Annotated in this window: 11 protein-coding genes; 3 read left to right on the top strand and 8 right to left on the bottom strand. The window is 69.6% G+C overall.

The window, feature by feature from the left end; genetic code table 11:
- Window positions 1–227 precede the first annotated feature (227 nt).
- Window positions 228–1,391, bottom strand: a complete 1,164-nt coding sequence (locus AB0P24_RS16785; RefSeq protein WP_365794538.1) for a diacylglycerol kinase family protein — start codon at window positions 1,389–1,391, stop codon at window positions 228–230.
- A 169-nt stretch (window positions 1,392–1,560) separates the two neighbouring features.
- Here AB0P24_RS16785 and AB0P24_RS16790 point away from each other — a divergent pair, with 169 nt between their 5' ends.
- Window positions 1,561–2,652, top strand: a complete 1,092-nt coding sequence (locus AB0P24_RS16790; RefSeq protein ID WP_365794540.1) for an AI-2E family transporter — start codon at window positions 1,561–1,563, stop codon at window positions 2,650–2,652.
- A 118-nt stretch (window positions 2,653–2,770) separates the two neighbouring features.
- On the opposite strand, the gene AB0P24_RS16795 is transcribed toward AB0P24_RS16790, so the two are convergent.
- From AB0P24_RS16795 to AB0P24_RS16820, 6 genes are all read right to left on the bottom strand, one after another.
- Window positions 2,771–3,448, bottom strand: a complete 678-nt coding sequence (locus AB0P24_RS16795; RefSeq protein ID WP_365794541.1) for an HdeD family acid-resistance protein — start codon at window positions 3,446–3,448, stop codon at window positions 2,771–2,773.
- 146 nt (window positions 3,449–3,594) lie between these two features.
- Window positions 3,595–4,638: an NAD(P)-dependent alcohol dehydrogenase gene (locus AB0P24_RS16800; RefSeq protein ID WP_365794543.1), complete on the bottom strand. Its 1,044-nt coding sequence runs from the start codon at window positions 4,636–4,638 to the stop codon at window positions 3,595–3,597.
- Window positions 4,639–4,662: 24 nt separating this feature from the next.
- Window positions 4,663–5,931 (bottom strand): cytochrome P450, encoded by a 1,269-nt coding sequence (locus AB0P24_RS16805; RefSeq protein ID WP_365794545.1) that lies wholly within the window; start codon window positions 5,929–5,931, stop codon window positions 4,663–4,665.
- A 58-nt stretch (window positions 5,932–5,989) separates the two neighbouring features.
- Window positions 5,990–7,393: an FAD/NAD(P)-binding oxidoreductase gene (locus tag AB0P24_RS16810; RefSeq protein WP_365794547.1), complete on the bottom strand. Its 1,404-nt coding sequence runs from the start codon at window positions 7,391–7,393 to the stop codon at window positions 5,990–5,992.
- On the bottom strand, window positions 7,390–7,608 hold the full coding sequence (locus AB0P24_RS16815) for a ferredoxin (RefSeq protein ID WP_365794549.1): 219 nt from the start codon (window positions 7,606–7,608) through the stop codon (window positions 7,390–7,392). The genes AB0P24_RS16810 and AB0P24_RS16815 overlap by 4 nt, the downstream gene beginning before the upstream one ends.
- Window positions 7,609–8,108: 500 nt before the next feature.
- Window positions 8,109–8,801, bottom strand: coding sequence for a TetR/AcrR family transcriptional regulator (locus AB0P24_RS16820; protein ID WP_365794551.1), 693 nt, complete (start codon window positions 8,799–8,801; stop codon window positions 8,109–8,111).
- Between the two features lie 211 nt (window positions 8,802–9,012).
- On the opposite strand from AB0P24_RS16820, the gene AB0P24_RS16825 reads away from it, so the two are divergent.
- Together AB0P24_RS16825 and AB0P24_RS16830 are read left to right on the top strand one after the other, a co-directional pair.
- The gene (locus AB0P24_RS16825; RefSeq protein WP_365794553.1) at window positions 9,013–12,234 is read left to right on the top strand and encodes a cytochrome P450; all 3,222 of its coding nucleotides are present in this window, start codon (window positions 9,013–9,015) and stop codon (window positions 12,232–12,234) included.
- A gap of 137 nt (window positions 12,235–12,371) precedes the next feature.
- Window positions 12,372–13,418 carry a zinc-binding dehydrogenase gene (locus AB0P24_RS16830; protein WP_365794555.1) on the top strand — a complete coding sequence of 349 codons (1,047 nt, stop codon included), beginning with the start codon at window positions 12,372–12,374 and terminating at the stop codon, window positions 13,416–13,418.
- A 233-nt stretch (window positions 13,419–13,651) separates the two neighbouring features.
- Here AB0P24_RS16830 and AB0P24_RS16835 read toward each other — a convergent pair whose 3' ends face one another.
- Window positions 13,652–14,287, bottom strand: coding sequence for a TetR/AcrR family transcriptional regulator (locus tag AB0P24_RS16835; protein WP_365794557.1), 636 nt, complete (start codon window positions 14,285–14,287; stop codon window positions 13,652–13,654).
- Between the last annotated feature and the right edge of the window lie 121 nt (window positions 14,288–14,408).

Consider the following 14,408-nt stretch of genomic DNA (forward strand, 5'->3'; position numbering starts at 1 on the left):
AAGGGCCTCACGTGTGATCGGACAATCAGACTGCGCGGGTTACGGCTGCCGACGCCGAGGTGCTTGTCCTCGGTGCTGTACCTGACAGGCACCAGCGCCCCGGCGATCACCCGCTCGGCACGGGTCGCTCCGCACGTAACCGATGGCGTGTTGCGCCGCGGCTCCGCTCCTCTGCCGCTGGGACGCCGGTTGGTCAGCGCCCGAAGGCCCGCACAGGGCCTTACTGGTCAGGTCCCGGCGCCGGGACGATGCCGGGGAACCCATACCCGGAGCGCCCGAGGACTGATGCGGCACCGCACGGGCGTCGGCAGGCTGACGGCTTCGCCGTCCAGCCCGGCGGGGAGGACGGGGACGTCGGCGTACACGACAACGTCGTCGGGCGTGGCGAGACGGGTGAGGCCGTTCGGCCGCCCGCTGCGCAGCCTCGTGACCGTCTCGGCCGGCGTCTCCGCCCTGGCGGCCAGTACTCCCAGGAGGCCGGAGTCGAGGTGCGCACGCCTGCCGAGCCCGGCCGGGTCATCCAGCTGGTAGGGGTTGTTGCTCACCAGCACGGCATCCGGCCCGTGCACGGTGAGCGGCCCTGCGCGAACCACCAGTTCCGGGCCCTCGTGGCGGGCCAGGAATTCCGGAAGGATCCGCACCGCCGTGCCAAGTTTGTCGTCCCTGTAGGCGGGGTCCCGCACCAGGGCGGCATAGGCGCCGAACGACACGTTGTTGACGAAGACCCGTTCGCCTGCGTATCCCAGATCCACGCGCAGCTCGACGCCGTCCGTGAGGGCCTCCAGCGCGGCCGAAGGGTCCTCACGGTCCAGACCGAGATCCATCGCGAAGTGGTTGCGGGTACCCGCCGGAATGACCACGAAGGGCAGGCCGCTCTCCGCGGCCACCTCGGCGACAAGCGCCTGCGTACCGTCTCCGCCGGCCACCCCCAGCAGGTCCGCACCGTCATCCACCGCACGTCGGGCGACAGTCGCCAGGTCCTGGGGCAGGGAATGATCGATCAGGAAGACCTGAGCACCGAGCACACGTGCTCGTTCCGCGATGCGGAACCGGCTTGCTTTCCCTCCCCCCGAACGCGGATTCACGATCAGACAGGGCCGCCGTGCGCCGGTCGTCAGCCGCGACGCGTTCTCGGTCACGGCGCGTACCCAAAGGCCGCGTGTGTCAGCCCGGCGCACCCCACTGGTGGCAACAGGACTGCCGGGATCACGCCCGCGGCTGACAGCGCCGCCCTCCGCCGGACCGACGGTCCGGCGCTTGCACCTGCGGCCACCGCCACCATGACACTTCCCTCGACAGTTCCGACCTACGGCATCAGCTTGCAACCCTGCCTGGACAGCCGCACCTGGCACCAGCACCGCCGTAGCCGGACACGCCTGCGTCGAGAGCATTCCCTTGGGGACGGCCGAGGCATCCGCCGGTTGTCTCCGTCCGCTTCACTGCCGGCTCGCGGCGACCCGCCGCAGCCCGTGTCAAAGGCTGCCAAGTGCCACCGCGCGGGAGCCACCCGGCGAGGAGGTCTTCGCGTTTCCCGTGACCGGGGCTGGGCACCCGGTGCCCATGGCGACGCGTCCGGTTCCGGTGCGAACCATCCTCGCCACCATCGGCCTGGTGCTGGCCACCTACGTCCTGCTCGAGCTGGTGATCCAGGCTCGCCGGGTCCTGATCTGGGCGGTCATCGCGGTGTTCTTGGCCGTCTCACTTCATCCAGCGGTCGAAGCGCTGCAACGACGGGTGCCGCGGTGCCGACGGCCGGTGGCCACCTTGCTGGTCTTCCTGGCCGCAGCCGCGGCCGTCGGCGCGGTGGTCGCCCTGTTCGTCATCCCTCTGGCCCAGGAGGGAAGCCGGTTCGCCGGTCGTCTGCCCGCGATGATCAGGGACACCCAGGCCGGCCGCGGGCCAGTCGGTAACCTGCTGGAGCGGACGCACGCTCTGCGGTATGTCCAGCAGCATCAGGCGCAGATCCGCGCCTTCGCCACCGGCCTGAGCACGCCCGCCTTGAAGTTCATCCGCAGTGCCGCGAGCACCGCGACCGGCGCTCTCACCATCTTCGTCCTGGCCTATCTGATGGTGCTGGAGGGCCCCAAGGCCATAGACCGGTCCCTTGCCCTCGTGGACGAGGCGCCCGCGGCCCGGATACGCCGCGTCGGAGCCGCGTGCGCCCGTACTGTCAACGGCTACCTGACCGGGAACTTGCTGATCAGCATCATCTGTGGGCTCCTGACCTACGTCGTACTGCTGGTTTCCGGGGTGCCGTTCGCCGGCCTGCTGGCCCTCTTCGTCGCTCTGACCGACCTCATTCCCCTGGTGGGGGCCACCATAGGGGCTGCCGTCGCCTCCACCGTGGCGTTCGTCCACTCCCTGCCGGCCGGCATCGGAGCCATCGTTTTCTTCATCGTCTATCAGCAGGCCGAGAACCACCTCCTGCAGCCGGTCATCCTGTCGCGGACGGTGAAACTCAACCCCCTCACCGTGCTGCTGGCCATCCTGATCGCCGCCGAAGTCGCCGGGATCCTCGGTGCCCTCCTGGCGATTCCTGTCACCGGCATCGTCCAAATCGTGCTCAAAGACATCTGGGCTCACCGCGGCGGTCGACCGCCGCGGGCAGACAGCGGCCCCGAGAACGCCGACGGCTCCGACGATCCCGGATGACCGCCAGTCGGGCGCGACGGGCGACGCCGGGATCGATCGCCTTCACAGCCGGCCGCGCGCCACTGCGATGAGGTTGCGCGATGTCGCCGCTCGCCGCGCCGGGCGATCCGCCCCCCGATCAGTGCTGGGGGTGCGGACGTGCGTGGAACAGGCGGCGCCGCGGGGTGGGCGTGCCGGCAGCCAGGTGGCCGATCTCGACGCGTGTCATGACGGCGCGTACCACCTCCGTCAGGCCAAGAACTATGGCCATGACGCCCACTACCAGGGTGAGTGTCCCGATGGAGGCGAACGGCATGACGATCATCACGATGCCGGCCATGGTGCCGATGATGCCGAAGGCCACATGCCAGCCGCGCGCGGGCATGGCCTGGTCGGAGGCCGCGGCGACCGTCTCCAGGGTGCCTCGCATCAGCCAGCTGAAGCCGATCCACAGGGCGAGCAGGAAAATCGACTCCAGCGGGCCCCGGAAGCAGATCAGTCCCAGCAGGACGGAGGCCGCGCCGGTGACGAAGTGCAGTACGCGAAGATGCCGGGCGACGTGGGTGCCGAAGGCGGCGGCGAGTTGGAAGACACCGGTGGCCAGCAGGTAGACACCGAAGAGGACGCCGACGACGCGGAGCGTCTCGCCCGGCCAGACCAGGGCGATGACGCCCAGGGCGATGGTGAGGAGGCCCATGGTGAGCAGGATCTGCCAGCCCATGTTCGCCACGGCGGACATGCCCTCGGGCAGACGAGCCTCCTGTGGTTCCGTGACGCGCGGCGGAACGGAGCCGAAGGAATCGGAAGGAGATGTCATGGCACCGGCCTCCTACTGGCAGCAGCATGGTCACGTCCGTACATGTCCATCGTCACCCGGTCAGCCTCATGCTGCCCGGTGGGAAGGGCTGGGGGTCCGTGGCCCGTGAGGTACTCCGAGTGTCCCGTTCGCGTGGACGGCGGCATTCACCCGTGGGGGGTGATGACGGCGCGTCCTTGGATCCTGCCGTCGTGCAGGAGCTGGTAAGCCTCGTTCGCGCGCTGCAGGGGGAAGTGCTCGACCAGTACCTTGATCTTCTCCTGCTGGGCGAGCGTGATCACTTCCATCAGGTCGGTGAGGGAGCCCCAGTAGGGCGCGGCGACCGAGCACTCGTGCGGCGGGCTGGAGAAATCGACGGGCAGGGCTCCGCCGCCGAGACCGACAATGGTCAGGTGGCCGAGCATCCTGGCCACCTGAGCGGCCATCCGCAGCGTCGGGTCCACGCCGACCATGTCCAGCACAAGCTGAGCGCCCTGCTGCGCCGTCATGTCCTTGATGCGGGCGATCGCCTCGTCACCCGAGAGCAGAGCCTCGTCGGCGCCCATACGCTTGGCGGTCTCCAGCTTGCCGGCGTCGGTGTCCACGGCGACGACGGTGGTCGCCGCGCTCAGCGCGCGCAGGATCTGGATGGTCATCTGGCCCAGGCCGCCGGCCCCGATCACGACCGCGGTGGAGCCCGGCCCCAGCAGGTGCAGCGACCGCTTCACAGCGTGATAGCTGGTCAGCCCCGCGTCGCTGAGCGGCGCGGCCTGGCGGGGATCGAGGACGCCCAGCGGAATCAGGTAGCGCGCCGCCGGGATCAGCAGGTACTCGGCCATGCCGCCGTCGTGACCACCGCCCAGGCCCGGGCCCTGACCGGCGCGCTGCCGGCAGTAGTTCTCCTGGCCCTGACGGCAGTTGGCGCAGATGCCACAGCCCCAGGAGCCGTAGACGATCACAGGGTCCCCGGGCGCGAACCCGGTGACGCCCGGTCCCAGCCGCTCCACCCATCCCGCGTTCTCATGGCCGAGTGTGAGGGGCAGATCCGTGAAGCCGGGTGGCGGTGCGGGTGCCTGCATGATGTGCAGATCGGAGTGGCAGGCACCGGCACCTGCGACCTTCACCAGAACCTGCCCCGGCCCCGGCTCGGGCACCGGCACCTCGCGCAGCTCAGGAGGCTGCCGCCAACCGACGAGTTGAAAAGCTCGCATGGCGATCCTTCACGCACACATGGGTCAGTCGCGGATGCCGTCGATGTCGACGAGGACGTGGCGCGGGCCGCGGAAGATCTGGTTGTGCCGGTACGGCGGCGGGTCCTCGACGAGCCGGGGGTTCTGCACCCGGCGGACGAACTCACCCACCGCGCTCTGGACCTCGAGCCGCGCGAGCGGAGCGCCGAAGCAGAAGTGGATGCCCTGACTGAAACCGAGATGCTGGTTGTCGGGGCGTTCGAGGTCGAGTTCGTCGGGGTCGGTGAACCGTTCCGGATCGCGGTTCGCCGAGCCGTACGCCAGGAAGATCGGCGCCCCCTTCGGGATGGTGGTGCCGGCGATGTCGATGTCCTCCACGGCGGAGCGGGTGTGCCAGAACTGCACCGACGACTCGTAGCGCAGCAGTTCCTCCACCCCGGGCACGATCAGGTCGGGCCGGCGGCGCAGCGTCTCCAGCGTGTCGGGGTGGCGCAGCAGGGTGAGCACACTGTGGGCGATGAGGTTGACCGTGGTCTCGTGTCCCGCGAAGATCAGGAGCAGGGCGTTGCTCGCGAGCACGCCCTTGGACATCCGTCCCTCCGGGCCGTCCTCGTTCACCAGTGCTGAGAGCATGCCAGGGCCGGGCTGCCGGGCGTATCTGTCGAGCAGCTCGGCTGCGAACTGCCCGAATTCCTGCACGGCCTGCCGCCCCCCGGCCTGCCGGCTCCGGATCTCTTCGGAGGCGGCTTCCGGACCGAAGTCCAAGGCGTCCAGGGCCGTTTCGATCCAGTGGTGGAAGCGTGGCTCGTCCTCCGGCGGCACGCCCAGAACCTTGCAGATCACCGTCACCGGCAGGGGGTAGGCGAAGTCGTCGACGGCGTCGACACGGGTCTTGCCCCTCATGTCGTCCAGGAGGCCGCCGACGATGCGGCGGATCTCGGGCTCCAGGTCGGATACCAGGCAGGGCGCCTGGGGCGGGCCGACGAAGTGCGGCGTCATCATCCGGCGATCCCGATCGTGCTCGGGCGGATCGCAGGTGATGATGTTCGGCTCCAGGGAGATGACCGCCTCCGAGATCGGCTCGGCCTCCGCCGAACCCTCGGCCTGGGCCGCTGCCGGGACGGGAAGCTTCCTGACATCCGAACTGACGCGGGGGTCGTGCAGCAGCGCGACGATCTCCCGGTAGGTGCTGACGACATAGGTCCCGTCCGGCTGCCGCGCCACCGGCTGCTTGCGCAGTTCCTCGTAGAACGGGTACGGGTTGGCGCGGTTGGCGTAGCGGAGGGCCTGCTGCCAGGGGGTTTCCTCGACCACGAGGCTCCCCTCCTTCTTCCTGTCGATGCTGTCCGGCTACCGGCTTGACGCGAGCGCGTCAGTGACGGCGCGGCCGGAACTCGGCCGTCCGCTCGCTCGGGGCATGGCCGGTCAGGACGACGTCGGGAACCGCCGTCGGGACCCGCGGGTCCGGGAATTCGGCCGGCATCGGCTTCATGTCGGCCGGCTGATCCCAGCCCGGCGGCGGGGGCGGGAACGGACCGGATTGTTCGATCAGCTTCCCGTAGTACTCCAGCCACTTGCCGTGATCGAAGGCGACGGCGGCAACGATGCGGCCCCGGTGACCGTAGGCGGCAGCGAAGCGGCGCTCCTCGACGGATCCCTGGGTGAAGACGATCTCGTCACCGAAAGGCGGCACGCCGACGGACTTGATGTTCACGCCGAACTGACCGGACCAGAAGCCGGGCAGCAGCAGATGCGGGCGATAGTGGGGCTCCAGGTTCACCATGTTGTGCGCCGCGGCCTCGGCGCCGAAAACGGCGTTGTCCCAGTGCTCCATCGCCAGGAACTGGTACTCGTACAGCACATGCGGCGCACGCGCCACGTCACCTGCCACGTAGACGCTGTCGGTGACCACACCGTTGATGTCGAAGGCACGACCACCGGCGTCGCACCCGACGCCCCAGAAACCGGCCGCCAGCCCCGAGCCCTCCAGCCATTCCACGTTGCGGATCGACCCCAGGGAGGCCACCACCACGTCGGCGGCGACGGCGGTTCCGTCGGACAAATGCGCACGCCGCACATGCCCGCCGGAGTCGCCCTCCAGTGACGACACGCCCAGCCCGCAGCGCAGGTCCACGCCATGATCGCGCTGCATCTGCGCGGCGATCTCCCCGATCACCCCGCCGAGCGCGCCGACCAGGGGCGCCGAACCCCGCTCGACGACGGTCACCGGGATGCCGAGCTCCCGGCACACAGAGGCCACTTCCGAACCGATGAACCCAGCGCCGATCACCAGGACCCGCGACGGCGGCTCAGCCAGCTCCTTCTGCAGCTGCTCTGCGTCATCACGCGAGCGAATCGTGTGTACCCCGTGCAGGGCGGCCTCGGCCGGGTTCGGCCACTGTCGCGCGCGGGTGCCCGTGGCGATCAGCAGCCGGTCGTACGGCACCTGGCCGCCGTCGGCCAGGCGCACCTGCTTGGTGGTCCGGTCCAGCCCAGTGGCGGCCACCCCGAGCCGCCAGTCGGCATCCACTTCTCGCATGCGGGGCAGCTTCGTGTGGTCGGCCGGCACCCAGCCCTTGAGTACCTGCTTGGACAGCGGGGGACGGTCGTAGGGCTCGTACGGCTCGTCCCCGATGATGGTCAGAGAACCCGTGAAACCCTCCTCGCGCAGAGTCTCCGCGGCCCGCAGCCCGGCCAGAGAAGCACCCACGATGACGATCCGGCCACTGGCCCGGAACTCGCGCACCAGCTCTGCGACCGTTGTCGGCAGGGTCATGACGTCGCACTCCCCTCCGCGCCGTCCAAGCGCTCGACAACGATCGCCCGCACCGGGCAGGCCGCAGCCGCTCGCTCGACCTCCAGGCGCCGCTCCTCGTCCGGGTTCGGCTCATAGGTGAGCGCCTCCTGACCGTTCAACCTGAAGACCTCGTGCGCCAGATACACGCACTGGGCGTATCCCTGGCACCGATTCAGGTCCACGACGATCCGCATGGGCAGCCTTCTTCCGATCTGCCGCCGCCCCTCCCGGCGACCACCGACACGGTCATGCAGCCTCGGTCATGACGCCATGGGGCGGTTCCCCGAGCCTCCTGTCAGGCGACCGGGCCGGATGTCCCACCCGTCGCCCCGACCGGGCCACCGAACAAGCAGGCCGGTCCTGTTCGCCGCATCGCTTCCCTTCACGGTGACGCTTGTCGGCTGTGAGCGTGACCGCAACCAGAAGGCGCCACATCGACGGCGCCGGCATCAGGGTGCGCCCCGGTCATCACGCCTAGAAGAAATACTCGTCCCGCCCTCCGACGATCGCAAACCCGCCACCGCGGCGGACAAGCTGCCTCAGGGCCGACGCGGTGGGGCAGCGGACCGAACGCAGCCGGGCGTTCTGTCAGCCGCTGGCGAAGGAGGTCCGTGGCAGGAAAGCCGGACGCGCAGCGACCTGGGCTCGCCGGCCAGGGACGAGCCCGGGGTCATAGCGCTTCAGGGCCACGGACTCAACGGCGGCCGACGTCCTGGCCGTCACGACCGGCGGTGAGCCGGCTTTCCAGGCCCGTGATCAGCGTGTCCATCACCAGACGGAACATGCGGTCCTGATCAGGGCCTTCCTGGCCTGCCTCCCCTGGGCCGGGGTCCGCATCGGTGGGCCCGACTTCGCCGGCATCGGGGCCGGGGGCCTTGAGGCTCGCCCACTGCTGGAGCGAGCCGTTGAGTTCGGCGCTGAGGACACCGACGACGACGGCCACCATGAGAGCGGCGATCTCCGTCACCTCCGGCTGCGACACCCCGGCAGCGGCCACGACCGCGGTGAGCGCGGTCCAGAACGGGTCGTCGGGCTGGATGAAGTCCGGCTGGTGGCTGAACGAGTAGGCCAGCAGCTCGGGGTGTCGGTGTGCCAGGGTCCGGAAGTCGGTGGCGAGCAGGCGGATGCGCTCCGGCCAGGGAGCTTCCTCAAGGGTCACGGTGCGGAACTGGGCGCCGACCATTCTTGTCACGCCACGCAGCACGGCTTCCTTGTTCGGCACGTGGTGGTACAGCGACATCGGGTTCGCATCGAGTTCGGTGGCGAGTTTGCGCATGGTGAGCGCCTCGACCCCGTCCGCGTCGATCAGCCGCAGGGCGGCCGCATAGATCCCGGCCTCGGTCAGAGGAACGTCCCTCTTCCTCGTTCCCCGCGGGGGACGCCTCACCTTTTTTTCCATACCACGTACGGTACCAGTTTCGTACGCCGTACGGAAATGGGCTTGATCACAGCGCCCGTAGCGCGCCCCAGGCTTGCGCCGAGTTTCCATACGCCGTACGGTACGAGTTCCATACGGCGTATGTTTCCGTGATGCAGCGCGGTACCGACCAGCGCGCCCTTGCCCGTCCCCACCACCCCTCCACGCAGAGGAGCAAGCCATGACCACGCACTCCGCGAACGGCCTTCGCCCCATCCGGTCCCCGCGCGGGATCCCCCTGCTCGGCCACACGCCCCAGATCCCCGACACCAACCCGGTGGAGTACTTCAACGAGCTGTCCAGGCAGTTCCCCGAAGGCATCTACGGCATGGACATCGCCGGCATCGAGCAGGTCTTCGTCTACGACCCCGACCTGGTGGCCGAGGTGTGCGACGAGACGCGGTTCTTCAAGCAGATCGAGAAGACCCCGCTGAGTCATGTGCGGGACTTCGCGGGGGCGGGACTGTTCACGGCCCACCAGCACGAAGAGGAATGGGCCATGGCCCACCGGATCCTGCTGCCGGCCTTCAGCCAGCGGGCCATGAGGTCCTACTTCGGGCAGATGCTGGAGATCGCCCAGAACCTGGTCGGCAAGTGGGAGAGCCGAGAAGGCCAGCCGGTCGCCATCACCGACGACTACACCCGGCTCACCCTGGACACCATCGCCCTGTCCGGTTTCGGCTACCGCTTCCGCTCCTTCGACAAGGAGGAGCTGCACCCCTTCCTCAACGCGCTGCTGGGCGCGCTGATCGAGTCACTGCGGCGCTCCCAGGAGCTGCCGATGATGACCAAGCTCCGCAAGGCGGACGACAGGAAGTACCGCGAGAACATCCAGCTGATGCGCGACCTGGTCGAGAACGTGATCAAGGAGCGCCGTGAGGGGAAGGGCACCGGTGAGGAGGACCTGCTCGGCCTGATGCTGGAGGCCACCGACCCGGAGACCGGCAAGCTGCTGGCGGACGACAACGTCCGCGACCAGGTGCTGACGTTCCTGATCGCCGGCCACGAAACCACCAGCGGCCTGCTGTCGTTCGCCACCTACTCGCTGATGCGCAACCCGCACGTCCTGGCGCAGGCGTACGCCGAGGTCGACCGTCTGCTGCCCGGTGACACGGTCCCGGACTACGACACGATCATGCAGCTCGACGTGATCCCACGGATCCTGGAGGAGACCCTGCGCCTGTGGGCTCCCATCCCGCTGATCGCCAAGGCGCCCATCGACGACGCCGTCATCGGCGACCGGTACGAGCTGAAGAAGGGGACCAGGGCCAACATCCTCATGGGCGCGCTGCACTCCCACCCCGGGGCGTGGGAGCGCCCGGAGGAGTTCGACATCGACCGGTGGCTGCCGGAGAACCGTGTGGAACAGCACCCGCACGCCTACAAGCCGTTCGGCAACGGTGTGCGCGCCTGCATCGGCCGCCAGTTCGCGCTCACCGAGGCCCGCCTGGCCCTCGCACTGGTCCTGCAGAAGTTCAGGTTCTCCGACACCGGCGACTACCAGATGGACGTCCGCGAGGCGCTGACGCGCAAGCCCGGCGACTTCCAGCTGGTCGTCCGCAAGCGTCAGGAGCACCAGCGGACCGTCTTCGGCGCCACCGACCTGCGGGCCGACGACACGCAGGCGCGGACAGCGGTCAGCGGCGTCGGTGTGAACCTGACCGTCGCCTACGGCTCCAGCCTCGGCTCCTGCGAGGACCTGGCCCGCACCATCGCCGACCGCGGCGAACGCTCCGGCTTCGGCACCACCCTGGTGAGCCTGGACGAACTCGGCGACAACCTGCCCACCGAGGGCCTCCTCGCCGTCGTCGCCGCCAGCTACAACGGCAAGGCCCCCGACAACGCCCAGCGCTTCGACGACCTGCTCGCCACCGGGCTGCCCGAGGGTGCGCTGTCGAACGTGCGGTTCGCACTGCTGGGCGCCGGCAACACCCAGTGGGTAGCCACCTACCAGGCCTTCCCCAAGCGGATCGAGGAAGGTCTGCTGGCCGCCGGCGCCACCCCGGTCCTCGAGCGCGGCATCGCGGACGCCGCCGGAGACTTCGACGGCATGGCGAGCCGCTGGATGGACACCCTGTGGACCACCCTGGCCGAGGAGTACGCCGCCGACACCTCCCAGGCAAGCGGCCCGCGCTACCAGGTCCAGCTGCTCACCGAGTCCGACGTGCGCCCCGCCATCGTCTCCGAGCAGGCGTACCCGCTCACCGTGGTGGCCAACGAGGAACTCGTGGCCGACGCGACCGGCCTGTGGGACTTCAGCATCGAACCGCCGCGCCCGTCCGCGAAGTCCATCACCTTCGAACTGCCCGACGGCATCACCTACGACACCGGCAACCACCTCGCCGTCTTCGCCAAGAACGAACGCCCCCTGGTGGACCGCGCACTGAGCCGGCTCGGCGTCGACTTCAACCAGGTGCTCCGGCTCGACCAGCCCGACGGCGGCCGCACCCACCTGCCGGTCGGCACCCCCGTCACCGCCGGCATCCTGCTCACCGAGTTCCTGGAACTGCAGGACGTGGCCACCCGCTCCCAGATCAAGACCCTCGCCGAGCACACCCAGTGCCCCTGGACCCGGCCGCAGCTCCAGGCATACACCGCCGACACCCAGGAGGCCGAGGAGCACTACAGCAAGGAGATCCTCGGCAAGCGCATCTCGGTGCTCGGCCTGCTGGAGCGCTTCCCCGCCATCGAGCTGCCACTGGCGGTCTTCCTGGAGATGACGGGCCCGATCCGTCCCCGCTTCTACTCCATCTCCTCCGCCCCGTCGGCCAACCCGCGCCAGGTGCGCCTGACCGTCGGCCTGCTGGAGGGCCCGGCCCTGTCCGGCGACGGCCAGTACCGCGGCACCTGCTCCTCCTACATCGCCGGCCTCGAACCCGGAGACATCGTCTACGGCTACGTCCGCGTGCCCTCCCCGACCTTCGCCCCGCCCGCCGACCCCGCCACTCCGCTGATCCTCATCGGCCCCGGCACCGGCATCGCACCACTGCGCGGCTTCCTGGAGGAGCGCGCCCGGCAGCACGCCAACGGCACCCAGGTCGGCATGTCGCAGGTCTTCGTCGGCTGCCGCCACCCGGAACACGACTACTTCTACCGCCAGGAGATGCAGGACTGGGAGCAGGCCGGGATCGCACAGATCCACACCGCCTTCTCCGCCGTGACCGGCCACCCCGCCCGGTTCGTGCAGAACGCCATCGCCAACGCCGCCGACACCGTATGGCAGGCCATCCAGGACGGCGCATACCTCTACGTCTGCGGGGACGGCCGCCGCATGGCACCCGCCGTCCGCGAGGCCCTCACCGCCATCCACCGCCAGAAGACCGGCAGCGACGACGAGACCGCCCAGCAGTGGCTCGCCCAACTCGAAGCCGACGAGCGCTACCAGCAGGACGTCTTCGCCTGATCCCCCAGACGCCGGGAGGCGTGCGGCCCGTCCTGCCACTCCCCGCACGCCTCCCGGCCACCACAAACCATTCAGACCCCACACGGCACCCGTGTCCCGAACCGTCGGGCGGTGCCGCACACAGAAAGCAGAACTTCATGGACACCATGCTCGCCGGACGCTTCCACCTCGACAGCAAGAAGTTCGCCGTGGAAGAGGTCCCCATCCCCGTACCCGGCCCGGGCGAGGTCCTCATCGAGGTCAAAGCCGCAGGCGTCTGCCTCTCCGACGTCCACCTGATCGACGGCTCCCTCGTCCCCCTGTTCGCCACCTCCGACACGATCACCGTCGGCCACGAGGTCTCCGGTGTCATCCACACGCCCGGCCCCGACCTCAAGCGCGGCCTGCCCGTCGGCACCCGCGTCACCCTGGAAGCCGGCAAAACCTGCGGCAAGTGCGCCGGATGCGTACGCCACCGCCCCTGCACCCAGATGCTCACCGCCGGCATCGACTACGACGGCGGCTGGGCCGAGTACGTGATCGCCCGCGAGGACACCCTCATCCCCATCCCCCACAGCCTCCCCTTCGACCAGGCCGCGATCATCCCCGACGCCGTCTCCACCCCCTACGCCGCCGTCGTCACCACCGCCGGCGTCCGTCCCGCCCAGTCCGTCGGCGTCTGGGGCGTCGGCGGAGTCGGCGCCCACAACGTACGCCTCGCCCGCATGGTCGGCGCCGCCCCGATCATCGCCGTCGACCCACTGCCCACCGCCCGCGAGCGCGCCCTCACCTTCGGCGCGGACTACGCCCTCGACCCGGCAGCACCCGACTTCGCCGACCAGGTCCGCGCGGCCACCGAAGGACGAGGCCTGGACTTCGCCTTCGACTGCGCCGGCGTCCCCGCCGTCCGCGACCAGGCCGCCTCCGTGCTCGGCCTGGGCGGCTCCCTCATCCTGGTGGGCATCACACCCAGGCCGCTCACCATCACCGAGGGCCTGACCTTCAACTACCTGCAAAAGCAGGTCCGCGGCCACTACGGCGGCAGCCCCGAGTCCGTCTCCGAACTGGTGCAGCTGACCGCGGCCGGCCGACTCGACCTGGCCCCCTCCATCACCGACCACATCTCCCTGGTGGACGCGGCCGACGCCGTCCACCGACTGGAGAACAAGATCGGCGACCCGATCCGCCTCATCCTCGTCCCCTGACACCCATCAGCAGGACATCAAGCCACCCCGGGCAGGGGTGAGAGGGCGCCGGTGCATCAGGGAGCACCGGCGTCCACGGCTTCCGGCAACCGTGGAGAGACAGGATCATGCAGACGACCGACACCCAGCCGCGTGCACGCGGGCCGGCCCCATGGGCGAGTCCGCGGCCACCGCGTTCCTGGTAGCCGCCGGCAGAGCACACCGGGCGGCTGCGCGGCCGGCGCGGGACGCTGTCAGGCGAGATCGGGCAGCCGGCGCCGGGTGACCTCACGGGCGTCGTCCGGGGGCACGCCGAGCATGCGCAGGACCATCTCGGCCAGGTCGGAGGCGGCCTCGTCGCCGTCGAGGTCCGGGCGGTCCAGCCTGAGAGCCACGAGGGACAGCAGGGTGCCGCCCAGGGCGGACAGGGCGGTGGTCGCGTTGCCGCAGGTGAAGCGGCCCGAGGCGATGCCGATCTCCAGGTCGCGCAGGGCGCGCGGGGCGAGGCCGCTGTCGGAGTGGATGTGGGCCAGGCCCCGGTCACGCAGGATCCGCATGAGTTCCGGGTGGGAGTCGGCCATCCGGGCGGCGAGCCGGAAACCGGCCGCGACCAGCTCGGCCGGGTCGTCGATGCCTTCCACCCGCTCGTCGACGACCTGCCCGAACTCCTCCAGGGCGTCCGTCACCGCCGCGTCGAACAGCTCCGTCTTGGACTCGAAGTGGTTGTAGAAGGATCCGAAACCGACGTCCGCGCGCTCGGCGATGGCCTGGATGCTGGCGCTGGTGTCCCCGGTCTCCGCGAGGATCTGCCGGGCCGCGCGGACGAGCGCCTGACGGGTCTCGGCTCGGCGCCGCTCGAAGCGGTTCTTGGGCGGGGCTGACGTCGGCATACGGCTCAGTGTAACCGGCGCAACGATGACCCTTCCATTACTGATGAGATCCTCAATTATTTGGAGCCTCTCTATTGACGACGAGAAACAGCAGAGTTGATGATTTCCTCATTACAGCAGT

This window comes from Streptomyces sp. NPDC086519 (genome assembly GCF_040686075.1).
Lineage (GTDB): Bacteria > Actinomycetota > Actinomycetes > Streptomycetales > Streptomycetaceae > Streptomyces > Streptomyces shenzhenensis.